The sequence below is a fragment of the Rhizobium bangladeshense genome (assembly GCF_001662075.1).
GTDB classification, from domain to species: domain Bacteria; phylum Pseudomonadota; class Alphaproteobacteria; order Rhizobiales; family Rhizobiaceae; genus Rhizobium; species Rhizobium bangladeshense_B.
In genome coordinates this window covers 290,524-311,484 of the sequence record NZ_LYPL01000005.1, presented here as the reverse complement: position 1 = coordinate 311,484, position 20,961 = coordinate 290,524, and the positions used below count along the sequence as shown (strand labels likewise).

Genomic DNA, 20,961 nt, shown 5'->3' with positions numbered 1-20,961 from the left:
AATGTCATGAGCAGGCGTACCCTCATCCGCCTGACCGCGGGGGCTGAGCGTTTCAACTATCGCATCGTCGGACTTGGTTTTCGCGATGGCCATGTGCTCGTCCATCGTGCCGTGCACGAGCCCTTCTGGACTTTTCCCGGCGGGAGGGCGGAAATCGGCGAGACGTCGGAGGAGACGCTGAAACGGGAGATGGTGGAGGAACTTGGCGTCGAGGTCACCATCTCCCGCCTGCTCTGGGTCCTCGAGAATTTTTTCCACTATGAGCAGCGCAACTGGCATGAACTCGGCCTCTATTATCTGATGGAGATCCCGCCCGAATTCGCCTTTCTGTCGCACGAAATCATCCATCGGGTCGAGGACGGCGACAACCATCTCGAGTTCAAATGGGTGCGGGCGACGCGCGAGGCCCTGACCGCGCTCGACATCCCGCCCTATTTCATCGCTGATGACATCGAGAACCTGCCGGCAGCACCACGTCATCTCGTCTGGCGCGACGGCAATCTCGACGAAAAGAACTGACGTCGTAACGTCATGCATATGGCCGCAACGCAGAAGAGGAGATGTCTCGATGCCGACCTTCGATCCCGTTCGGGCGTTTCGCAAACTTGCCTATAACAACGCCCTTGCCAACCGTCGCCTGCTTCACGCCTGCACGGCCTTGAAGCCCGGCGAATTCGAAGCGCCGCGCACGAGCTTCTTCCCGTCGATCAAAGAAACCTTGAACCACATCATCACCGTCGACTGGTTCTATGTCGATGGCTTGGAAGGCGGCACGCTTGGCTACCAGGCCTTCGAGGTCGAAGAGCCATTCGACGACATAGCGTCGCTCGGCGTTGCGCAGGCGGCGGTCGATCAGCGCCTGACGGCGCTCTGCGAGGCTCTGACCCCGGAAAAACTCGTCTCCATCGTCAGACTCCATCGCGGCGACCGCATCCAGGAGGAGCGCATGGAGGACGTGCTGGCTCACCTCTTCCAGCACCAGACCCACCATCGCGGCCAGGTGCATGCCATGCTTGCCGGCACCAGCGTCGCCCCGCCGCAGCTCGACGAATTCATCGTCGCCGATGATGCACGGTTTCGCGGCAAGGAACTCGCCGAACTCGGCTGGAGCGAGGAAAAACTGATACGTTAATCCTGCAGCCGCCTCTTCAGCCCGTCGATGATCGTCTTGGTGAGAAGGTCGTAATTCTCATCGAAGTGATGATCGCCGGGTAGCTCGATGACCTCGGCGCCGCTGTCCTTCAGCGCCGGACAGGCGACGTCGTCATCATCGTCCTTGCCGTAGACGCATTGCACGAGTTTGGGATCGACGTTCTTCAAATCGGCGACCGGGTCACCTCCCGCCCCTTCCGTCTTCTGGCCGAGCCAGCCGAGAACGGAGATGACGTAGTCGACTTCGTGCGAGAGCGACAGCAGCGACAATTGCGCCACCGCGGACTTCTCGGCCGGCTTCAACAACTGGTAGGTCGCAGGCACGACGTCGGCGCCGAAGGAATAACCGACGAGCAGCACATGCTTCACCTTCCACTGTTTGCGGTAGAAATCGATGATCTTCGAAAGATCGCCGGCGGTCTCTTCCGGCTTGCGCTCCGACCAGAAATAATGAAGCGAGTCGACGCCAACGACGGGAATGCCTTCCTTCTGCAGGGTGCCGCCCACCTCCTTGTCGATGTCTCGCCAGCCGCCGTCGCCGGAATAGATCACCGCCATAGTATCGAGCGTGGGGGTGGTCTCGAGGATCGCCAGCGGCAGGCCGAGCGGATTGCCGAAGGCGCCGGAGGCGGTGACGAGATCATCGAGCGTATCGGCAAAGACCGTCTGCGCGTCGTCGGTGGAATCGCGGATCTCGATCGCAGAATGGACTTTCTTGAGCGCTTCGGCATGCGCCCGGCCGTCCTTGTCGGCGTCGGGCGTAAACACTGTTATGACGGGATCCGGCAGAGTGCCATCACTCAGCCCGTAGACCATGCGCTCGCCGACGGCCCGCTTGGACGCCGGCGTGCAAAGCTCCTTGGTCAGCGGAATGCCGGCCTTCGGATCGACGGCGAGCGTCTGACCGATCGTCGCGTCCGGCGTCTGCGCCGCAATCGCCAGCGCCAAGGCCCCGCCCTCGCCGATGCCGGCGACGATCGGCAGATGATAGGCGTTGTTGCCGGTCGCACGCTGCACCTGCTGGCTCAGCGATTCGATATCCGAGACCATGTAGAGGCAGCCGTCATTGAGGCTGACATCGTAGCGGCTGAGCGCCTGGATATAGGAAGGAAAGTCGACGCCGATGACGACGGCGCCTTCGGCGACCAGCCTGTCGGCCTCGGCCTTCTCGTAATCGCCCCAGCCGGCAGCATCCGAGATCAGCATCACCGTGCCCTTCACCTCCCCTTCCGGCAGGAAGATGTGCGGCGAGGGGATCAGCCCGCTTTCGAAGCTCTGGGTGGTTTCCTCGGCGGCATCGGCCGGTACGGCCGCGAGCATGCAGACGCATGCCGTGGCAAGAAGGATTGACCTGATCATTTTCTCACTACCCCTTTCAACCCGCCCCCGATCAGAAACGTCGCGTCCATCAACGCGATCATCGGATTGCCCCCTCCGGAGACCGCAAGATAGCGCGGTTGCCAGTGCGGATGAAACTTGGATTTGAATGCCCGAAGGCCTTTGAAGTTGTAGAAGCGCTCGCCGTGTTCGAAGACGGTGCTGCCGATGCGGTCCCAGACGGGTGCCGCCTCGCGTTTCGACATGCCGGAGAGGGGCGCCATGCCGAGATTGAAGTGGGTGAAGCCCTGACCGCGCAGATATTCCATGATCTGCACGAAGAGAAAGTCCATCGAGCCCTTCGGCGCATCCGGCGAGAAACGCATGAGATCGATCGTGCCCTCCTCCCGGGATTCGGTGAGGAGGATATTGGCAAAGGCAACGATCTTGCCGTCCTTCTTCAAAATGCCGACCGGTTGAGAGGAGACATAATCGGGATCGAAGGCGCCGAGCGAGAAGCCCTTTTCCTTGGCGTTGTGGTGCTCGAGCCAAGCCGAGGAAACCGCAGCGAGATCATCGATGACCACGGGCACCTCCTGCGGTTCGATAACGGCAAATTCCAGCCCGTCGCGCTGCGCCCGGCTCGCAGTCTGCCGGAGATTTGCCCATTTGCCGCCCTTCATCTCGAAGGTCCTGAGATCGGTCACCGCCAGTTCGCCGAGCTTGAAGGCGCGCAGGCCGGCATCCGCGCAATGGGAAAGCAAGGCCGGCGAGATCTGGTAAAAAACGGCGCGGCAGCCCGCCGCCCGCGCCCCCTCGACGAAGCGCCAGACGAGTTCCTGCACGGCGCGAGGATCGCCAACCGGATCGAAGAGCGCGATCCATGAGCGGCCCTGCCGGCCGTACATGATGAAGGCGTCGCCTTTCTCCGAGAACATGATGCTCTTGTCGCCCATCCGCACCAGATTGGCGTCGGCATTGCCCTGCTGCCTGACGATGTCGACGGCACGCGCCAGCGCCTCCTGCGTCGCCGGCTCCGGCCGGAAGGCCGCCGGCCGGAGCAGGCTGAAAATGGCAATGGCCGACGAGATGATGGTGATGCCCAGCAGGGCACGCAGTCCCCGCGGCGCCTCGGCGGTGAATTCGAACTGCCACCAGAGCTGGTTGCTGTATTCGACATCGCGATAGACGAAGAGCAGGATGACGACGGCGCCGACGACGATGACGGCGATTGCCATCAGCCAGGATGCCGTCATTGCCTGGTTGAGCAGCGACGCATGGCGAGTAAAGAGCCGGCGGCTGACGAAGAGCCCGAAGATGAGGAAGGCGAGAAAAGCGGCTTCGACGAGCGCAATCGCCTTCAACAGCGACAAGGTCAACGCCGCAACGGCCGAGAACACCGCCACCCACCAGGCGCCGTCGAGCCTCTGACCAAGGCCGCGCGCGGCGACCACCAGCGCCAGCCCGAGCAGGCTGGAGAGGAAGTGCGCGCCTTCGACCATCGGCAGCGGCAGATAGTTGGACAGAAATTCCAGATTCTGATCCGGCGTCGGTGTGACGCTCGAAAACACCAGCATGACACCGAGCAGCAGGGCCAAGGTCGACAGCAGCTGCGGCATCAGCCGTCCGCCGATGCGCCGGACGCTGGAGGCGGCCGGGTGATCGACAAAACGGCGCAGCTCCGTCGCGGAGACCGCAAGCACGGCAATCAACAGGGGCAATACATGATAGATCAGCCGATAGAGCACCAGCGATCCCAGCACGGCGTCGATATTCACCGCGCTGCCGAGCGAGGCGATGATCACGGTCTCGAACACGCCGAGCCCGGCCGGAACGTGGCTGAGCACGCCGAGACCGACGGCGATCGCATAGACGGCCAGGAAGGCCGGCCAGCCGATCGCCGTCTGCGGCAAGAGCACATAGAGCACCGAGGCCGAGGCAGCGATATCGAAGGCCGTCACCAGGAATTGGCGCGACCAGGTGCGTGAATCCGGCAAGCGGATCGCCACCGCACCGAGGTCGAGCACGCGGCCTTCACGGCCGATGAACATGACAGCCCCGAGAATGGCGAGGATCGAGCCGGCAATCAGCCGGAGAAGGAACGCGCTGACACCGATCAGCGGCCCGATCTCGCTGGCGATGATAATGAGGGCGATCGACGCGACAGCCGCGAGCCCGAGGCCGAAGGACAGCGTGACGAAGGCGATGATGCGGCCGATATCTTCCGGCGAGAGGCCGAGGCGCGTATAGGCGCGATAGCGGATCGCACCGCCCGAAAGCGCCCCGAAGCCGGCTGTATTGCCGACTGCATAGGCGCTGAAAGCCGTCAGCGCCACATGCGGAAAGGGCAGCTTCTTGCCGATATATTCGATGGCATTGAGGTCATAGAAGACCAGCGAGAGGAAACTGAGGGCCGTGAAGAACAGCGCGAGCAGGATCGCGCTCGGCCTGGTCGCCGCCAGCGCACCGACGACATCATCATAGCGAACCTCGTTGGTCAGCTGCATGATCGCATAGCCGACGAGACAGAAGACAACGAGGGTCGCGGCTGCCGTCAGTGGCGTCCTGTACCGCCTGAAAAGCGCGCGAAAGGAAAACCCGTCCGTCGCTTCCATCTCTTCCAAATTGCCGTGACCCGACATCTCGTACCTGCGCAATTTTCAAATTCGGCGGGAATCATTTTTCGAAGACGTAACATGACAGGCACAGAAGCTCTATGAAGCCATGCCGCCGCTGCCTCAGCCCCGCCTGCGCTTCAATCATCCTCAAATGGGGCGAAAGTGGGCAGGCAAACTGTATTGCCACATTGCTTTTTCGTAAGCTTGCGAAGAGTTTGCGGTCATGACGAAGATTTGAGACGCGAGAAGGATGAGACATGCAGGATGACCTGGCCTTCATGATCCTTATCCTCGGCAGATTGCTGCTCGGCGGCCTTTTCGTGGCCGGCGGCATCCATCATTTTTTCGTCATCGTGCCGATAACCGACGCCATCGAAGCCCGCGGCATACCTTTTGCGAAATGGGTGCTGCTGTCGGGCAGCGTCTTTCAAATTGCTGCCGGTCTCCTGCTGATGCTGGGTTTCTTTGTCGTCGCGGCAGCGTTCGGCCTCATCATCTTCACGCTTGCCGCCTCCGTGATGCTGCTGAATTTCTGGGACATGGAAGGCACAGCCCGCGACAGCGCCATCAACAGCTGGAAAAACAACATGGCCATTATCGGCGGTCTGCTCACCGCAGCCGCTGCGGCGATGTGAGGCGGTTCACGTGGCCGGCTCACCGCCGGCCCGCGCAAGCGCAGCATAGCGCGCCGCGGCGGCATCCACTTCCGCCGCACGATCACCAGCCACCTGCACCGTCGGCACGGCGAATTCGATGCCGTTTTCCTTGAAGGCATTGCGGATCATCGCCAGTGCATTGCGGCGGATAACGAACTGTTCGCCAGGCTTCGTCATCATCGACAGGCGGATCTCGATCGCGAATTCGCCGAACTGCTCGACACCCTTCATCTTCAGCGTCTCAATGATGTGCGGACCGAATTCCGGGTTTTCGAGCAACGTCTGACCGATCTGCTTGATCACCTTCTTCGCTTTGACGAGATCGGTGTCGTATGTGACGTTGAGGCTGATCTTGTCGATCGTCCAATCGCGATTGAGGTTCTTCACCGCGCCGAGTTCGCCGAACGGCACGGTCGTCAGCGGCCCGCGATGATGCCTGAGCTTCACCGAGCGCAGGCTGAAGGCCTCGACGACGCCTTTGTGACTGCCGCTTTCGATATATTCGCCGACGCGGAAGGCATCGTCCCAGAGATAGAACATGCCGCTGATGACGTCCTTGACGATCGTCTGGGCGCCGAAACCCACCGCAACGCCGACGACGCCGGCGCCGGCAATCAATGGCCCGATCTCGATGCCGAGGCCCGAGAGCACCATGAGAACCGCAATGACGGCGATGACCACGGCAAGGATATTGCGGAAGATCGGCAGCAGCGTCTGAAACCGTGCATGTTTGGCTTTCTCCTCGTCCGTCGCACCGCCGTCCAAGGGCGAGCCGAGCAGCTTGCCGTCGATATAGGCTTTGACGACGTGCCAGAGCAGATCGGCAGCAAGCAGGATGACGATTCCGCCGATGACGCCGCGGGCGATCTTATCGACCATTTTGTCGCCGGCCGCCATCGTGTCGGCGCCGACGCCGATCAGTTGGCCGAGCCAGATGGCCGCGAATCCGATAATCAGCGCCCGCACGCCGCGATCGAGCAATACGGCGGCAATGCGGCGCGTGGCAAGGAAGCTCGCCTCGGTCTGCTGCAACGATTTCACCGCAATCGTCGAGACGGCGAGCACCCGCGGCAACATCAGCACATAGATGCCGAGCCAGAGCAGCCAGTTGAACCCGGTGACCCACAGCCCCCAGAGCAACAGGAAATAAACGGTGAGCGCCCAGGACATCCCATGACCGCGCTTCTCGTCTTTCTGCGGCCGCGACCAGACAGCTTCGATGGCGATCAGCAGCAGCCCGATGCCGAGGATGTAGCCGACGAAGAGCCGGGCGCTCGGGGAAAAGCCGAGCGGCTCCATCGACTGGATGGCCGCCCAGCCAAGCATGAAATAGATGACGAAAATCGCAGAGCGGCGATACCAGAAGAGCGCGACGGCGCGTGACGGCATGGTCGGCACGGTCACGCCTTGCCGCTCTTCCTCGGCCCGCGCCAGCCCGATGAGATCGACCAAGACGCCGCCCAGGCAAATCGTGAAACGCTGGACGATGAGCGCGACGGCGCAGAGGATCGCCACGCTCTGGCTGAGCGGCGGCCAGCTGAGACTGAAAAGCGCGATCATGGTTGCCGCAGCGAAAATGAGAGCCGGTACGACGCGCGGCGTCAGATGCATGCCCGCCATCTGCGCCAAGCGCCGGCGACGACGGCGGAAGGCATAGCGGGCCATGCTTTCGACGATGGCCCCGAGCAGGAAGATCGCCAAGAATTGCGCGATCATTCGGCTCCAGCCGGTGGCGGCGACCTCACCGAAAAACAGCGAGGACGCATTGCCGATCTGCGAGGGCAAGATCATCGCCGCGTCGGACACCATTGAGACATGCCGGCGGGCATGCTGCAGCAGGCCTGAGAGTACCGACATCTGGTTCTGGGTTGCCGAATCGGCCGCAGCGGGTGCCGCCATCTGCGTCGCCATCCACTGCTTGACCTCCGGTGCCTGCATGAGCTGCATCATCTCACGCACCTGCGCCGGCGGGGTATTTGCAGCCGGCGCTTGTGCAGGCGTTTGGGAAAAGCCGGGCGAAGCCGCCGCGAAAAGCGCAACGCATGCCAAGATGCCGAATATGGCGGCCTTCAAGCCCGCCGCCGTGACACGTCCCATGACCGCCCTCCAATGGAGTGTCGGCCGCTTGGATGGAAGCAGCCCCGACATTTCCCTTTCCGCAATGGATACTCGTGACCGTAGCCGCCAGCAAGCGGCAGGAAAACCATACCAATGGCTAGGCATGACGCCGAAAAATGTGAGTGGTTTTCGAACGACGTCATGCTCTAACAGCTAATTTAGAACAGGATTCAGCCCCGGCCCCTTCAAGATTTCGGCGCCGGCTTTTCCACGTGGCCGCCGAAGCCGGCGCGCATCGCCGACAGGACCTTGTTGGCGAATTCGTCGTTGTCGCGTGAGGAGAAGCGGCCGTAGAGCGCCGCGCTTAGAACCGGCGTCGGCACGCTTTCGTCGATTGCCGCCATGATCGTCCAGCGGCCCTCGCCGCTGTCCGAGACACGGCCGGCAAACTTCGAAAGTGCCGGATCGGCATGCAGCGCATCGGCGGTCAGATCGAGCAGCCACGAGGTGATGACGCTGCCGCGGCGCCAGACTTCGGCGACATCCTGTAGATTGAAATCGTATTGGAAATGTTCGGGATGGGCGAGCGGCGCGGTTTCCGCATCGGCCTCATGCGAGGCAGCGCCGATATTGGCGTGTTTCAGGATGTTGATGCCCTCGGCATAGGCGGCCATCAGGCCGTACTCGATGCCGTTGTGGACCATCTTGACGAAATGGCCGGCGCCATGCGGGCCGCAATGCAGGTAGCCCTGTTCCGCGGTGCTCACCGCAGCCGCTTCGGCTGTGCGGTTCGGCGATGCTTCCGTCGTGCCGACGCCGGGGGCGAGTGTTGCAAAGATCGGCGAAAGATGGGCGACGGTGCCCTTTTCGCCGCCGATCATCAGGCAATAGCCGCGCTCCAGGCCGAAGACGCCGCCGCTGGTGCCGACATCGACATAGTGGATGCCCTTGGTGATGAGCTCGGCGCCGCGGCGGATATCGTCGTGGTAATAGGAATTGCCGCCGTCGATGACGATATCGCCGTTCTGCAGCAGCGGCACCAGGCTCGCCAGTACCTTGTCAACGATCGCCGCCGGCAGCATCAGCCAGATCGCTCTGGGATGGGCGAGCTTCGAGACGAACTCCTCGAGCGAGGCGCTGCCGGTCGCGCCGAGGCCTGCAAGCTCGGCAACGCTTTCCGGCCTGGCGTCATAAACGACGCATTCGTGACCGCCACGCATCAGGCGCTGGACCATGTAATTGCCCATGCGGCCCAAACCGACCATACCAAGCTGCATCTGAAATCTCCTGGGATTTATCGATATGATTCCGGAAACTAGCACCGGCATCGTGACAGGCAAGCGAAGTCTCTGGCGCAAGGGCGATGCGACGATTGCACCCTTGTGCGCGACTGAACGCCCGCAGTCGCCAATCTGGCGTTTTGGGAGCGCAATTCCACCCTCCAACAAGCATATTGCCGCCACGCGGGCGGCTATATCATCCGAAACGCGGAGCGCATCGACGGCGCCGACCTTCCGGTGGCGGTCAATCGCGCCCGGTCTCCCGCACCAGATGCACAATACCGGCCGGATTGAGGATCCAGCCGCCGCGAAGGTCGGGCGGCAGCGTCTCGATCGCATCGCAGCGCGGAACGTCGGCCTTGTCCAAATGCGCGGCCGCGCAGTTGAAATCCGACGTCATGAATTCCAGCCAAAGTTCGGCTTGGCTCATAGTTGGGACCTTGTCGATCCAGAGCCGGATCGGTCCGAGTTCGAACGAGATATCGTTTCCTTCGATTTCCTTCAGCTGCACGACGTCCCGGTAAAACGAAACCGTCGCATCATACTGATGCGGCGGAACCTTCATCGCGACATCGACGCCGCCCCAGATCAGATCGCTCATGACGCTTCTCCTCAACCTTCCGGCGCCCTGGCCTGTTCGCCGCGCATCTCGCTGAGGAACATGCCGTCGCGCAGATTGATGCCATATTCGACAAAGGCCTTCATGCAGCAGAACATTTGCGTCCATCCCTCCATGTTCAGGTAGGTTCCACGGCGGCCGGGTTCATCGTCACGCCATCCGTCTTCGGCGATGGTCACCATGGTGCCTCCGTCATCCAGCGGCTTGAAATTCATTTCCACGAGCGTCTTGTAGGGCTTCTTGTCTTCGTCCGTCGCGCCATCCCAGCGCAGCACGATCTTGCTCTCCGGCACCAGCTCGATCACTTCGACGGGCACATCCTTCCACCAGGTTACTGTCGTGCCCTGTGCCAGCGGCGCGCTCGCTCCGCCGACAGTCGTGAAGTAGCTCGACAGTTTTGCGGGATTGACGACCGCGTCGAAGACTTCGGCCACCGGGCGGCCGATGCGACCCGAGACGCGAATATTGAGGGACATGAGACTTCCTCCTCTTCTCCATTGCACCTGCCGTCATTATGTTATAAAAATATAACATGTCAAGCGAATCGAAAGACGACCCCGTTTTCAAGGCACTGGCGCATCACCGCCGCCGCGAAATTCTCGACCTCCTCAAGAACGGCCCTCGTACGACAGGCGCTCTCTGCGAGATGTTTCCCGGAATGGACCGCTGTACCGTGATGCAGCATTTGAAAGTGCTGGAGGAAGCCGATCTGGTCATTGCCAGGAAGGAAGGCCGCGAACGCTGGAACCACCTGAACAGCCTGCCGATCAAGCACATCTACGATCGCTGGATCAGCGCCTATGCCGGCCATGCCCTATCGATCCTCGACCGACTGAAAAGCGATCTCGAAGGCCAGCCGGAATAGTATCGGACCAGCTTGCCTCCCGGCTCGCTGAAACCTTATGCTGGCAGAAATGCGGGACAGAGAACAGATGACGATATCGGGGGCAGGCATACGCCGCATGCGGCTGCTGCGCAGCATCAAGCAGCAGCACCTCGCCGAACTTCTCGGCGTCAACCAGGCAACCGTTTCACGCTGGGAGCGCGACCAGCTCGCTCTCTCACCCGAACAGGCCGTCAGGCTGGAGCGGATTTTCGCCTCGCCGCGACATGCCGCAGCCGATGCGGCGCTGAAGCGGCTGGTCGAGGATTCTATCCGGCCGGTACATCTGATATGCGACGTCACCCATCGGCTGCTGTCTGCCTCCCGCCCGCGCCAGGCGGAATGGCGCGCACCGCTCGCCGCCTTTCTCGGCCGCTCGCTTTTCTGCTACGCATCCGCTGAAATCGCCGCAACCGAACAGTCTCTGGAGGCGCGTGGCTGGCATGAGGGCAAGCTCCTGTCGCTGACGTTCGAAACCGGCGCCAACGACAATGCATCGATGCCGATCACAGCCGGCCGGGTGACCTGGGAGCGGATCAGCCTTTCCGACGGCAGCGCCGGCCGTCTCGTCACGACAATCGACTGAGCCTGCAGCTTTCCTGCATTCCCATGCATAATTTATGCGTTGTCCCCAGACACCGGCCTTTATAGCGTCCGCCGCAGAAGGGTCAGGAGAGGATGCGATGACGATACTGGTGACGGGAAGTGCGGGTCATCTCGGCGAGGCGCTGATGCGCAGCTTGAGAGCGCAGAGCCGGTGGGCGCGCGGCATCGATATCAAGCCCTCGGCCTTCACCGACAGGGTCGGATCGATCGGCGACCGTGACTTCATCAGACAGGCGATGTCAGGTATCAGCCACGTCATCCATGCCGCGACGCTGCACAAGCCGCATGTGGCGACGCACGGCAATCGCGATTTCCTCGACACCAATGTCGGCGGCACCCTGAACCTGCTCGAAGAGGCCACCGCCGCCGGCGTTTCAAGCTTCGTCTTCACCAGCACCACCAGCGCCTTCGGTGCCGCATTGACACCGGCCGAAGGCGAACCCGCTGCATGGATCACCGAGGACGTGTGCCCTGTTGCAAGGAACATCTACGGCGTGACGAAACTCGCCGCCGAAGGCATTTGTGAACTCTTCGCCCGCAAATCCCGTCTGCCTGTCGTCATCCTCAGGACCTCGCGTTTCTTTCCCGAAAGCGATGACGATCCCAGCATCCGCAACGAATATGCGGCGGAAAACGCACAGGGCAACGAGCTGCTTCATCGCCGCGTTGATATCAGCGATGTGGTCGGCGCCCATTTGCTGGCGCTCGAAAGGGCGCCGGCTATCGGCTTCGGCCGCTACATCGTCTCGGCCACGACGCCCTTTTCGTCAGGCGATCTCGCTGAGCTCAGGGAAGACGCGCCCGCTGTAGTCGAGCGGCTCTTTCCGGGTGCCGGCGCCCTCTATTCCGAGCGCGGTTGGAAGTTGTTTCCGAGGCTCGACCGCGTCTATGTCAACGAACGGGCAAGGCGCGAACTCGGCTGGCAACCTCAATACGACTTCCCGTTCTTGCTCGATTGCCTGCGTGACGGCAGGGAATGGCGCAGCCCGCTGGCGCGCGATGTCGGCTCCAAAGGTTACCACGACGAGGTCTTCGCCGAAGGGCCTTACCCGGTCGACTAGGATTGAGTTGCAGCCTCAGCGCATCATCATGACCCCGCCGAAGCAGGTGGTCGCGTCTCTTCGCCAAAATGAAAGGGAGTGCGATCCACGACGACCGATGGATGTTTACGATCCTGGGCGCCTACAAACGTAGGTGGGCACCGTGTGTCCAGGCCCACGGGCCTGGCCAGGGACAGCTCCCTTTGGATCGAGTATGGCCCCAGGGATTGTGGTTCCTGTCGAGAGGCGCAGACCGCATCGCAATATATAAGGGCGTTTGCATCGACGCGCCAGTGGCGACGGCAGGCCGCGTCGATTTAATTGACGTCAATTGAGCTCGGGGGCGGAGCGGCCATTCAGCTTGTCGGTGATGCCGCGGATGCGGCTCGACACCTCGCCGAGCGCTGCCGCCAGCGTTTCCTCGGTGCGGGCGGTCGCGGCAAGCACCGTGTCGCGGTTGCCGCGCAGCGACTCCAGCTCGGATTCCAGCTCGGCAACACGGCGCGTCAGTTCGGCAATCTCGTCCATGATCATGATGCCGGCCATGACGGTGATCCTGAGATCGCCGATCTCACCGAACTGACCCTTGAGATGGCCGACATAGCGGTCGAAACGGGTGGCGAGGTCGGTCAGATGATCTTCCTGCCCTTCCTCACAGGCCATGCGATAGGCCTTGCCGTCGATCGTTACCGTTACCTGCGCCATGTCATATTCATCCTCATCAGCGATCCAGAACCGCGCGGATCGTTTCCATGGCCGTGACCAGCCGCCGCGATACTTCGCGATTGACCTCTTCCAGTCGATTGGCACGGAATTCGGCCTGGTCGAGCTCCTGCGCCAGCCGGGAGCGGTCGGCGTGCACACGCCGCACCTCGCCCTCGATCTCCCCTTGCTCGCGCTGCCGCTCGATGCGCATGTCGACGGCGTTTTCGAGGCTCGAAATCGCCTGCCTCAGCTCGTTCAGCGCTGCTTCCATGGTTTTGCCTGTGGGCATCATGCCTTTCCGATTCCCGCGCAGGATCCGCGAATCGGCACTCTGCACCGATCCTGTGATTTCAAAAAGGATATGCAGCTCGCCAACGGCCCGTCAATAAATCCCCCCACCCGTCCGCCGGCCTATCTTGTGGATGAGCGTTTTAACGACGGCTACCACGCGGGGTTTGTCATTTGTATAACCGCACGATCAAATGTCAAAAAGGCCAGAGCCCGCCTGGATTTGGGCCGCCATTTATTGACTCGTTCGTCTTAACTGCTATGTCTCTGCCGCTTTCATTCGATGGTCTTGGAGGCTCGAGGCCATCCCCCGACACTCGGAGCTTGCGGAAAAGCCATGACCTCTCCCGAACAAAACGACCGGATGGCGAATGCGATCCGTTTCCTCGCCATGGACGCCGTTGAAAAGGCGAATTCCGGCCACCCGGGCATGCCGATGGGCATGGCCGACGTGGCAACGGTCCTGTTCACCAAATATCTGCGCTTCGATCCGAAGAAGCCGCACTGGCCGAACCGTGACCGTTTCGTGCTCTCTGCCGGCCACGGCTCGATGCTGCTCTACTCGCTGCTCTATTTGACCGGTTATCCCGATATGACGGTCGAGGATCTGAAACAGTTCCGTCAGGTCGGCTCCAAGACCGCCGGCCACCCGGAATACGGCCATGCGACCGGCATCGAAACCACGACCGGCCCGCTTGGCCAGGGCATCGCCAACGCCGTCGGCATGGCGATCGCCGAGCGCAAGCTGCGCGAGGAATTCGGTGCGGACCTGCAGGATCACTATACTTACGTCATCAATGGCGACGGCTGCCTGATGGAAGGCATCAGTCATGAGGCGATCGCGCTTGCCGGTCATCTGAAGCTGAACAAGCTGATCCTCTTCTGGGACAACAACTCGATCACCATCGACGGCGCCGTCTCGCTGTCGGATTCGACCGACCAGATCGCCCGCTTCAAGGCCGTCCACTGGAACACCATCGAGATCGACGGCCACGATCAGGCCGCCATCGCCGATGCGATCGAGGCCGCCCATCAGTCCGATCGCCCGACCTTCATCGCCTGCAAGACGGTTATCGGCTTCGGCGCTCCGAACAAGGCCGGCAGCCATAAGGTTCACGGCAGCCCGCTCGGCGCCGATGAAATCGCCGCGACCCGCAGGGCTCTGAACTGGGATTACGAGCCCTTCGTCGTCCCTTCCGACATTCTTGAGGCATGGCGTTCTGCCGGCACCCGCTCCGACAATATCGTCAAGGCATGGGAAGAAACTCTTTCCAGATCGCCGGCCAGAGCGGAATTCTCCCGCCGTATGGCAGGCGACCTGCCGGAAGGTTTCGATGCCGCGATCAGCGCATATAAGAAGAAGCTCGCCGAGACCAGGCCGACGGTTGCAACCCGCAAGGCATCCGAGGATGCACTCGAAATCATCAACGGCTTCGTGCCGGAAACCCTCGGCGGCTCCGCCGACCTGACGCCGTCGAACAACACCAAGACCAGCCAGATGCACTCGATCACGCCGACGGATTTCGCCGGCCGTTACGTGCATTGGGGCATCCGCGAGCACGGCATGGCGTCCGCCATGAACGGCATTGCGCTACATGGCGGCCTCATTCCCTATAGCGGCGGCTTCCTGATTTTCTCGGATTATTGCCGCCCGCCGATCCGCCTCGCAGCACTGATGGGCATCCGCGTCATCCACGTCCTGACGCACGACTCGATCGGCGTCGGCGAAGACGGCCCGACGCACCAGCCGGTCGAACAGCTCGCTGGCCTGCGCGCCATTCCGAACCTGCTGGTCTTCCGACCGGCCGACGCCACGGAAACGGCGGAATGCTGGCAGATCGCCATTAAGACGCACAACCGCCCATCGGGCCTTGCCCTGACGCGTCAGAACCTCAGCCCGGCCCGCACCGAATACAGCGAAAAGAACCTTTGCGAACAGGGCGCCTATACGCTCGCCGGCAATGCCGACGCCAAGGTGACGATCTTCGCCTCCGGCTCGGAAGTCGAAATCGCCGTCGCCGCTCGCGCCGGTCTTGAAGCCAAGGGTGTTTCGGTGCGCGTCGTCTCGGTGCCCTGCACCGAACTGTTCTTCGAGCAGCCGGACGCCTATCGCAAGGGTGTTCTCGGCAACTCGCCGGTCAAGATCGCCGTCGAAGCCGCCGTCCGCGAGGGCTGGGACGCCTTCATCGGACCGGAAGGCACTTTCATCGGCATGAAGAGCTTCGGCGCGTCCGGCCCGGTCAAGGACGTTTACAAGCATTTCGGCATCACCGCCGACGCGGTCGTTGCGGCTGCGGAGGCAAAGCTTTAAAGAGGGCGCCTTGAGGCGCTCTCCATCTCCTCAATTCCAGGCCCTCTCTATCGGGCTCTATTCTATCGGGAGTGAATGCACATGACAGTCAAGGTTGCCATCAATGGTTTCGGCCGCATCGGCCGTAACGTCCTCCGCGCTATCGTCGAATCCGGCCGCACCGACATCGAAGTCGTCGCCATCAACGACCTCGGCCCCGTCGAGACCAATGCCCACCTGCTGCGCTACGACTCGATCCACGGCAAGTTCCCGGCAAATGTGAAAGTCGAAGGTGACACGATCACCGTCGGCAACGGCAAGCCGATCAAGGTTACGGCGATCAAGGATCCGGCAACGCTTCCGCACCGCGAACTCGGCGTCGACATTGCCATGGAATGCACGGGCATCTTCACCGCTCGGGACAAGGCCGCTGCCCATCTGACGGCCGGCGCCAAGCGCGTCATCGTCTCGGCCCCTGCCGACGGCGCCGACCTGACCGTCGTTTACGGCGTCAACCATGACCAGCTCACCAAGGAGCACCTGGTCATCTCCAACGCGTCCTGCACCACCAACTGCCTGGTGCCTGTTGTCAAGGTTCTCGACGACGCCGTCGGCATCGACCACGGGTTCATGACGACCATCCACTCCTACACCGGCGACCAGCCGACGCTCGACACGATGCACAAGGACCTGTATCGCGCCCGCGCAGCCGCCCTCTCGATGATCCCTACCTCGACGGGCGCAGCCAAAGCCGTCGGCCTCGTGCTGCCGCATCTCAAGGGCAAGCTTGACGGCACCTCGATCCGCGTTCCCACCCCAAACGTTTCGGTCGTAGACTTCAAGTTCGTCTCCAAGAAGGCGACCACCGTCGGCGAAGTCAACGAAGCCATCAAGGCCGCTTCCAACGGCGCCCTGAAGGGCATTCTCGGCTACACCGACGAGCCGCTCGTTTCCCGCGACTTCAACCATGACAGCCACTCCTCGATCTTTGCGACCGATCAGACCAAGGTCATGGAAGGCAATTTCGTGCGCGTCCTGTCCTGGTACGACAACGAGTGGGGCTTCTCCAGCCGCATGTCGGACACGGCCGTCGCCTTCGCCAAGCTCATCTGAGAGCCTGACGAACGAATAAGCGCAAGCGGCCCGGGAAACCGGGCCGTTTTGTTATAGGCACCGCGCCGGATCGATTGCGAAACCTGATATGGTGCACCAAGCCCTGACCCGCATTGCGGCCGGGGAGATAGAGAGAGATGCATGGATTACTTTACCGTTGAGATCGCCGGCCGCGCCATTGCCAGCTTTCGCTCGAAAAACCATGAGGAAGCGACCCATTTCTTCGAGGCGGAAGATTTTCGCGACGACCTGACCATCCTGGAATCCGAAGGCAAGCCCCTGTGGGACCGCAAGGCGGCGCTCAGCCTGCGCAAGGCGACCGCCGAGGAAGCCAGCGAAGTCGAGCACGCCTATGAATTCGATGACGATCCGCAAAGGACCATCGACGACGAATTCGTCGTTTTCCTGATTCCGGTCGAGGATCTCACCGACGATGAGGACCAAACCTCGGACTGACAGCCGATCAGCATCGTCTTCCTGTTTTGAAAGCCGCTTCGGCGCGACGGGTTCGGTGGCCGCAAGGATGGAATCACGGTTGGCGATCCGCTGTCCAATCGTGATAGATTGAGGCTGAAATGATCCAAGCGGAGGTGATAAATGGCAGAGCCGCAAAAGCGCTCGTCCCACACCACCCTCAAGCGGCGGCAGCGGTTTCATCGCAAGCGGGACGTCCGACCTGCCGTGCTCGCAAAGGCTGATCGTCTGGTGGTCCGTTTTGCCGCGGCGATCGGCCTTGGGTTTCTCGCCGTCATCATACTTCAGTCAGTGTTGGGATAGCACTCGCTCAATCCGCGGCTGCAATCCCTTCTTCCCGTCATTGACAAGACGAACGGCCGCGTGAACGCAGGAGCGTGCATCCCGTCGCCGTTAGCAGCTACCGGCAGGAAAAAACGATCTTCCTGCTTTTCGCCCTGCTCTTGCCTGATTTGCTTATACATTCTTTGTAGAGAGTTTCTCCCGTAGCATTTCCGTGTCGGTGGCCGTCCGGCAGCCGTTCAGCAGCATGATGCAGCACGAGACCAGGTTAAGCCGCAAGGCCTACCCTTCTCTGCCGTTTTGCCGTTTACTGATGCATCGACGCGCGTGGTGGAGGGGTTAAGACAAGGCGGATCGGCCTGAGGTGGCCGCATCGGCAAGCATTCGATGGAAAGGGGTGGGCATGGAAGCGTTTTATATCGTAGTGCTGGTCGCGACGGCGCTCGTGCTTCTTGCCGCTTTTTCGAGCCTGCTTGCCTTCCGTTTCGGCGCCCCGCTGTTGCTGCTCTTCCTGATGATCGGCCTTGCCGCCGGCGTTGATGGCCTCGGCATCGAGTTCAGCAACAATTATCTGGCATATATTCTCGGCTCCATTGCGCTTGCCGTCATCCTGTTCGATTCCGGCTTCGGCACGCCGATGCAGGCCTTCCGGCTGGCGGCGGTGCCCTCTCTCACGCTTGCCTCAGTCGGCGTGCTGATCACCGCCTCGCTGTTTGCCTTCGCCGCCATTTGGCTGCTGAACTTCACCTGGCTGGAAGGCCTTCTGCTCGGTTCGATCGTGGCCTCGACGGACGCCGCCGCCGTCTTCTTCCTGCTGCGCATCGGCGGCATCAATATTCGCGACAAGGTGCGCTCGACGCTTGAAGTCGAATCCGGCACCAACGATCCGATGGCGATCTTCCTCACCATCGCCCTTGTCGAAGTGCTGGCGAGCGGCGAGCGTTACGCCGGCATCAATATCGGCATGCTCGCCATGTTCATCCAGGAGATGGGGCTCGGCGTCATTCTCGGCCTGCTCGGCGGCATGATGATCGTGCTGATCGTCAGCAAGCTCGACACCGACCGCGGCCTGACGCCGATCTTCGTGCTGGCGCTCGCCCTGCTCGTCTTCTCCTTCACCGGCGCCGTCGGCGGCAGTGGCTTCCTTGCCGTTTACGTCGCCGGCATTTACGCCGGAAACCGCAAGATGCAGGCGATCGGCACCATCAAGCGCTTTCAGGACGGCATGACCTGGCTGGCGCAGATCATCATGTTCCTGGTGCTCGGCCTGCTCGCCACGCCGTCGCAATTTCCTGTCATCATCGTGCCGGCCATCCTCCTCGCCCTCTTCTTGATCTTCATCGCCAGGCCCCTGGCGATTTGGCTGTCGCTGCTTCCGTTCGATTATACCCAGCAGGAAATCGGTTTCGTCGCCTGGGTCGGTCTGCGCGGCGCCGTCTCCATCCTGCTCGCCATCATGCCGATCCTCGGCGGACTGGAAAACGGCCAGATCTTCTTCAACACGGCCTTCATCATCGTGCTGGTCTCGCTGCTGATCCAAGGCTGGACGATCAAACCCGTCGCCAAGAAGCTCGGCCTGATCATTCCGCCGCGCATCGGCGCCGTCGACAAGGTGGAGGTCGACCTGCCGGGCGCCGCCAACCACGAACTGCTCTCCTATCGTGTCATCAAGGATAGCCCGGTGCTGCGCGGCGAGCGCATTCCGCGCTGGGCGACCCCCTCGCTTGTCATCCGCGATGGCAAGTCAATGCGCTACCAATATGCCGGGCGGTTGCGCGAGAACGATCTCGTCTATCTCTTCATCGTGCCGAGCTATTCCCGCCTGCTCGACCGCCTCTTCGCCAGCCGTGCGCCGGTCGATGAGGACGATGCCGAATTCTTCGGCGCCTTCGCGCTCTCCCCCGCCCGCCCCGCCGCCGATCTCGATGCGGCTTACGGTCCCGGCCTGCTCAACGAATCCGAAAAAGGCCTGACGATCGCCGAACTGATGCGCCAGCGCCTTGGCGGCAAGGCCGATTATGCCGACCGCGTCCGTCTCGGCTCGATCATTCTCATCGTCCGCGATCTCGACGAGCACGACCACATCACCTCCGTCGGCATGTCGCTCGAAGCGGTCGAACCGGCAATCACTCTGCCGATCTTCATCAATCTCAAGGACATCATCCAGCGCATCCGCGATCGACTGAAGGGACGCCGGAACCGCGAAGCGGCGGTCTCTGAAAACGCGCCGCAAGCATCGGTCGGACGCGAGGAAGCCAGACGCGAAAACGGCCGTTGAACGCCTTGCGTCTCGAATGATCCTTGCTATGGTCGGCGCAACTTCCGCCAACCAAGACTGGATCCTCCCCATGCCTGCTTTCAAGACCCTCGACGATCTCACCGACATCAGCGGCAAGCGCGTTCTCGTCCGCGTCGACCTCAACGTTCCGGTCAAGGATGGCAAGGTCACCGATACGACGCGCATCGAGCGTGTGGCCCCGACGATCCTCGAATTGTCCGACAAGGGCGCCAAGGTGATCCTGCTTGCCCATTTCGGCCGGCCGAAGGACGGCCCTTCGCCGGATCTGTCGCTGTCGCTGATCGCCCCTTCCGTCGAGGAAGTGCTGGATCACGCCGTGGCAACGGCTTCCGACTGCATTGGCGAGGCTGCCGCCTCCGCCGTCGCCGCGATGAACGACGGTGATATCCTGCTTCTGGAAAACACCCGCTTCCACAACGGCGAGGAAAAGAACGACCCCGACTTCACCAAGGCGCTTGCCGCCAATGGCGATGTTTATGTCAACGACGCCTTCTCCGCCGCCCACCGCGCCCATGCCTCGACCGAGGGCCTTGCCCATCACCTGCCGGCCTATGCCGGCCGCACCATGCAGGCCGAGCTGGAAGCGCTGGAAAAGGGCCTCGGCGCCCCGGCCCGCCCGGTGGTCGCAATTGTCGGCGGCGCCAAGGTCTCGACCAAGATCGACCTCCTGATGAACCTCGTGACGAAGGTCGACGCGCTGGTCATCGGCGGCGGCATGGCCAATACCTTTATCGCCGCCCGCGGCACCAATGTCGGCAAGTCGCTCTGCGAGCATGACCTCGCTGAAACCGCCAAGCAGATCATGATCGAGGCGGCGACCGCTGGCTGCGCCATCATCCTGCCGGAGGACGGCGTCGTCGCCCGCGAATTCAAGGCGGGTGCCGCCAACGAGACGGTCGATATCAACGCCATTCCCGCCGATGCCATGGTGCTCGACGTCGGGCCGAAATCGGTCGAGGCCATCAACGCCTGGATCGAGCGCGCCGCAACACTCGTCTGGAACGGTCCGCTCGGCGCCTTCGAAATCGAGCCCTTCGACACCGCAACGGTCGCTGCCGCGAAATACGCCGCCGGGCGCACGGCAGCCGGCAAGCTCACCTCGGTTGCCGGCGGCGGCGACACCGTCTCGGCGCTCAACCATGCCGGCGTTGCCGACGATTTCACCTATGTCTCGACTGCCGGCGGCGCCTTCCTCGAATGGATGGAAGGCAAGGAACTTCCCGGCGTCGCCGTTCTCAACGCCGCCGGATGAGACCGAGCGCCTCGGGCAAAAATCGCATT

The 20,961-nt window shown here is 61.9% G+C and carries 20 protein-coding genes and 1 other RNA gene; 12 read left to right on the top strand and 9 right to left on the bottom strand.

Features of this window, described 5'->3' with window-relative positions; genetic code table 11:
• Window positions 1–6: 6 nt before the first annotated feature.
• Window positions 7–519: an NUDIX hydrolase gene (locus tag A7X77_RS13125; RefSeq protein WP_064683335.1), complete on the top strand. Its 513-nt coding sequence runs from the start codon at window positions 7–9 to the stop codon at window positions 517–519.
• 49 nt (window positions 520–568) lie between these two features.
• On the top strand, window positions 569–1,132 hold the full coding sequence (locus tag A7X77_RS13120) for a DinB family protein (RefSeq protein WP_064683334.1): 564 nt from the start codon (window positions 569–571) through the stop codon (window positions 1,130–1,132).
• Here A7X77_RS13120 and A7X77_RS13115 read toward each other — a convergent pair.
• The gene (locus A7X77_RS13115; RefSeq protein WP_064683333.1) at window positions 1,129–2,511 is read right to left on the bottom strand and encodes a virulence factor family protein; all 1,383 of its coding nucleotides are present in this window, start codon (window positions 2,509–2,511) and stop codon (window positions 1,129–1,131) included. The genes A7X77_RS13120 and A7X77_RS13115 overlap by 4 nt on opposite strands.
• A complete protein-coding gene (gene mprF, locus A7X77_RS13110) occupies window positions 2,508–5,111 on the bottom strand; it encodes a bifunctional lysylphosphatidylglycerol flippase/synthetase MprF (RefSeq protein ID WP_064683332.1) in 2,604 nt (867 codons plus the stop codon). Before mprF ends, A7X77_RS13115 begins: the two co-directional genes overlap by 4 nt.
• 233 nt (window positions 5,112–5,344) lie before the next feature.
• On the opposite strand from mprF, the gene A7X77_RS13105 reads away from it, so the two are divergent.
• Entirely contained in the window at window positions 5,345–5,722 is a 378-nt protein-coding gene (locus A7X77_RS13105) for a DoxX family protein (protein WP_064683331.1), read from the top strand.
• 6 nt (window positions 5,723–5,728) lie between these two features.
• Here A7X77_RS13105 and A7X77_RS13100 read toward each other — a convergent pair whose 3' ends face one another.
• The 4 genes from A7X77_RS13100 to A7X77_RS13085 form a co-directional block, all read right to left on the bottom strand.
• Window positions 5,729–7,840, bottom strand: coding sequence for a mechanosensitive ion channel family protein (locus A7X77_RS13100; protein ID WP_064683330.1), 2,112 nt, complete (start codon window positions 7,838–7,840; stop codon window positions 5,729–5,731).
• A gap of 206 nt (window positions 7,841–8,046) precedes the next feature.
• On the bottom strand, window positions 8,047–9,078 hold the full coding sequence (gnd, locus tag A7X77_RS13095; protein ID WP_064683329.1) for a phosphogluconate dehydrogenase (NAD(+)-dependent, decarboxylating): 1,032 nt from the start codon (window positions 9,076–9,078) through the stop codon (window positions 8,047–8,049).
• Window positions 9,079–9,325: 247 nt separating this feature from the next.
• Window positions 9,326–9,682 carry a hypothetical protein gene (locus A7X77_RS13090; RefSeq protein WP_064683328.1) on the bottom strand — a complete coding sequence of 119 codons (357 nt, stop codon included), beginning with the start codon at window positions 9,680–9,682 and terminating at the stop codon, window positions 9,326–9,328.
• Window positions 9,683–9,693: 11 nt separating this feature from the next.
• Window positions 9,694–10,176 carry an SRPBCC domain-containing protein gene (locus A7X77_RS13085; RefSeq protein ID WP_064683327.1) on the bottom strand — a complete coding sequence of 161 codons (483 nt, stop codon included), beginning with the start codon at window positions 10,174–10,176 and terminating at the stop codon, window positions 9,694–9,696.
• Window positions 10,177–10,232: 56 nt separating this feature from the next.
• Here A7X77_RS13085 and A7X77_RS13080 point away from each other — a divergent pair, with 56 nt between their 5' ends.
• The 3 genes from A7X77_RS13080 to A7X77_RS13070 all read left to right on the top strand — a co-directional run bounded on the left by A7X77_RS13080 (window position 10,233) and on the right by A7X77_RS13070 (window position 12,250).
• Entirely contained in the window at window positions 10,233–10,565 is a 333-nt protein-coding gene (locus A7X77_RS13080; RefSeq protein ID WP_064683326.1) for an ArsR/SmtB family transcription factor, read from the top strand.
• 67 nt (window positions 10,566–10,632) lie between these two features.
• Window positions 10,633–11,169 (top strand): helix-turn-helix transcriptional regulator, encoded by a 537-nt coding sequence (locus A7X77_RS13075; protein WP_064683414.1) that lies wholly within the window; start codon window positions 10,633–10,635, stop codon window positions 11,167–11,169.
• Between the two features lie 97 nt (window positions 11,170–11,266).
• The gene (locus A7X77_RS13070; RefSeq protein WP_064683325.1) at window positions 11,267–12,250 is read left to right on the top strand and encodes an NAD-dependent epimerase/dehydratase family protein; all 984 of its coding nucleotides are present in this window, start codon (window positions 11,267–11,269) and stop codon (window positions 12,248–12,250) included.
• A gap of 78 nt (window positions 12,251–12,328) precedes the next feature.
• On the opposite strand, the gene ssrS is transcribed toward A7X77_RS13070, so the two are convergent.
• The 3 genes from ssrS to A7X77_RS13055 all read right to left on the bottom strand — a co-directional run bounded on the left by ssrS (window position 12,329) and on the right by A7X77_RS13055 (window position 13,226).
• Window positions 12,329–12,487: non-coding RNA, 6S RNA (gene ssrS, locus A7X77_RS13065), on the bottom strand.
• A gap of 69 nt (window positions 12,488–12,556) precedes the next feature.
• Window positions 12,557–12,934, bottom strand: a complete 378-nt coding sequence (locus tag A7X77_RS13060) for a cell division protein ZapA (protein ID WP_064683324.1) — start codon at window positions 12,932–12,934, stop codon at window positions 12,557–12,559.
• Between the two features lie 16 nt (window positions 12,935–12,950).
• Window positions 12,951–13,226, bottom strand: coding sequence for a DUF4164 domain-containing protein (locus tag A7X77_RS13055; RefSeq protein WP_009994078.1), 276 nt, complete (start codon window positions 13,224–13,226; stop codon window positions 12,951–12,953).
• A 333-nt stretch (window positions 13,227–13,559) separates the two neighbouring features.
• Between A7X77_RS13055 and tkt the strand changes: the two genes are divergently transcribed.
• The 6 genes from tkt (at window position 13,560) to A7X77_RS13025 (ending at window position 20,932) form a co-directional block, all read left to right on the top strand.
• The gene (tkt, locus tag A7X77_RS13050) at window positions 13,560–15,533 is read left to right on the top strand and encodes a transketolase (protein ID WP_064683323.1); all 1,974 of its coding nucleotides are present in this window, start codon (window positions 13,560–13,562) and stop codon (window positions 15,531–15,533) included.
• Window positions 15,534–15,614: 81 nt separating this feature from the next.
• Window positions 15,615–16,625 (top strand): type I glyceraldehyde-3-phosphate dehydrogenase, encoded by a 1,011-nt coding sequence (gene gap / locus A7X77_RS13045; protein WP_064683322.1) that lies wholly within the window; start codon window positions 15,615–15,617, stop codon window positions 16,623–16,625.
• A 141-nt stretch (window positions 16,626–16,766) separates the two neighbouring features.
• Window positions 16,767–17,081: a hypothetical protein gene (locus tag A7X77_RS13040; RefSeq protein ID WP_064683321.1), complete on the top strand. Its 315-nt coding sequence runs from the start codon at window positions 16,767–16,769 to the stop codon at window positions 17,079–17,081.
• Between the two features lie 141 nt (window positions 17,082–17,222).
• Window positions 17,223–17,402 (top strand): hypothetical protein, encoded by a 180-nt coding sequence (locus A7X77_RS13035; protein ID WP_064683320.1) that lies wholly within the window; start codon window positions 17,223–17,225, stop codon window positions 17,400–17,402.
• 382 nt (window positions 17,403–17,784) lie between these two features.
• Window positions 17,785–19,659, top strand: a complete 1,875-nt coding sequence (locus A7X77_RS13030) for a potassium/proton antiporter (RefSeq protein WP_064683319.1) — start codon at window positions 17,785–17,787, stop codon at window positions 19,657–19,659.
• Window positions 19,660–19,729: 70 nt separating this feature from the next.
• Window positions 19,730–20,932: a phosphoglycerate kinase gene (locus A7X77_RS13025; RefSeq protein WP_197486832.1), complete on the top strand. Its 1,203-nt coding sequence runs from the start codon at window positions 19,730–19,732 to the stop codon at window positions 20,930–20,932.
• The last annotated feature ends 29 nt before the right edge of the window (window positions 20,933–20,961 follow it).

What these genes read in the sequence shown, in the direction of transcription:
- A7X77_RS13125 (WP_064683335.1), top strand. Translation starts at nt 7, where the DNA reads ATGAGCAGGCGTACCCTCATCCGCCTGACCGCGGGGGCTGAGCGTTTC.
- A7X77_RS13120 (WP_064683334.1), top strand. Translation starts at nt 569, where the DNA reads ATGCCGACCTTCGATCCCGTTCGGGCGTTTCGCAAACTTGCCTATAAC.
- A7X77_RS13115 (WP_064683333.1), bottom strand. Translation starts at nt 2,511, where the DNA reads ATGATCAGGTCAATCCTTCTTGCCACGGCATGCGTCTGCATGCTCGCG.
- mprF (WP_064683332.1), bottom strand. Translation starts at nt 5,111, where the DNA reads ATGTCGGGTCACGGCAATTTGGAAGAGATGGAAGCGACGGACGGGTTT.
- A7X77_RS13105 (WP_064683331.1), top strand. Translation starts at nt 5,345, where the DNA reads ATGCAGGATGACCTGGCCTTCATGATCCTTATCCTCGGCAGATTGCTG.
- A7X77_RS13100 (WP_064683330.1), bottom strand. Translation starts at nt 7,840, where the DNA reads ATGGGACGTGTCACGGCGGCGGGCTTGAAGGCCGCCATATTCGGCATC.
- gnd (WP_064683329.1), bottom strand. Translation starts at nt 9,078, where the DNA reads ATGCAGCTTGGTATGGTCGGTTTGGGCCGCATGGGCAATTACATGGTC.
- A7X77_RS13090 (WP_064683328.1), bottom strand. Translation starts at nt 9,682, where the DNA reads ATGAGCGATCTGATCTGGGGCGGCGTCGATGTCGCGATGAAGGTTCCG.
- A7X77_RS13085 (WP_064683327.1), bottom strand. Translation starts at nt 10,176, where the DNA reads ATGTCCCTCAATATTCGCGTCTCGGGTCGCATCGGCCGCCCGGTGGCC.
- A7X77_RS13080 (WP_064683326.1), top strand. Translation starts at nt 10,233, where the DNA reads ATGTCAAGCGAATCGAAAGACGACCCCGTTTTCAAGGCACTGGCGCAT.
- A7X77_RS13075 (WP_064683414.1), top strand. Translation starts at nt 10,633, where the DNA reads ATGACGATATCGGGGGCAGGCATACGCCGCATGCGGCTGCTGCGCAGC.
- A7X77_RS13070 (WP_064683325.1), top strand. Translation starts at nt 11,267, where the DNA reads ATGACGATACTGGTGACGGGAAGTGCGGGTCATCTCGGCGAGGCGCTG.
- A7X77_RS13060 (WP_064683324.1), bottom strand. Translation starts at nt 12,934, where the DNA reads ATGGCGCAGGTAACGGTAACGATCGACGGCAAGGCCTATCGCATGGCC.
- A7X77_RS13055 (WP_009994078.1), bottom strand. Translation starts at nt 13,226, where the DNA reads ATGATGCCCACAGGCAAAACCATGGAAGCAGCGCTGAACGAGCTGAGG.
- tkt (WP_064683323.1), top strand. Translation starts at nt 13,560, where the DNA reads ATGACCTCTCCCGAACAAAACGACCGGATGGCGAATGCGATCCGTTTC.
- gap (WP_064683322.1), top strand. Translation starts at nt 15,615, where the DNA reads ATGACAGTCAAGGTTGCCATCAATGGTTTCGGCCGCATCGGCCGTAAC.
- A7X77_RS13040 (WP_064683321.1), top strand. Translation starts at nt 16,767, where the DNA reads ATGGATTACTTTACCGTTGAGATCGCCGGCCGCGCCATTGCCAGCTTT.
- A7X77_RS13035 (WP_064683320.1), top strand. Translation starts at nt 17,223, where the DNA reads ATGGCAGAGCCGCAAAAGCGCTCGTCCCACACCACCCTCAAGCGGCGG.
- A7X77_RS13030 (WP_064683319.1), top strand. Translation starts at nt 17,785, where the DNA reads ATGGAAGCGTTTTATATCGTAGTGCTGGTCGCGACGGCGCTCGTGCTT.
- A7X77_RS13025 (WP_197486832.1), top strand. Translation starts at nt 19,730, where the DNA reads ATGCCTGCTTTCAAGACCCTCGACGATCTCACCGACATCAGCGGCAAG.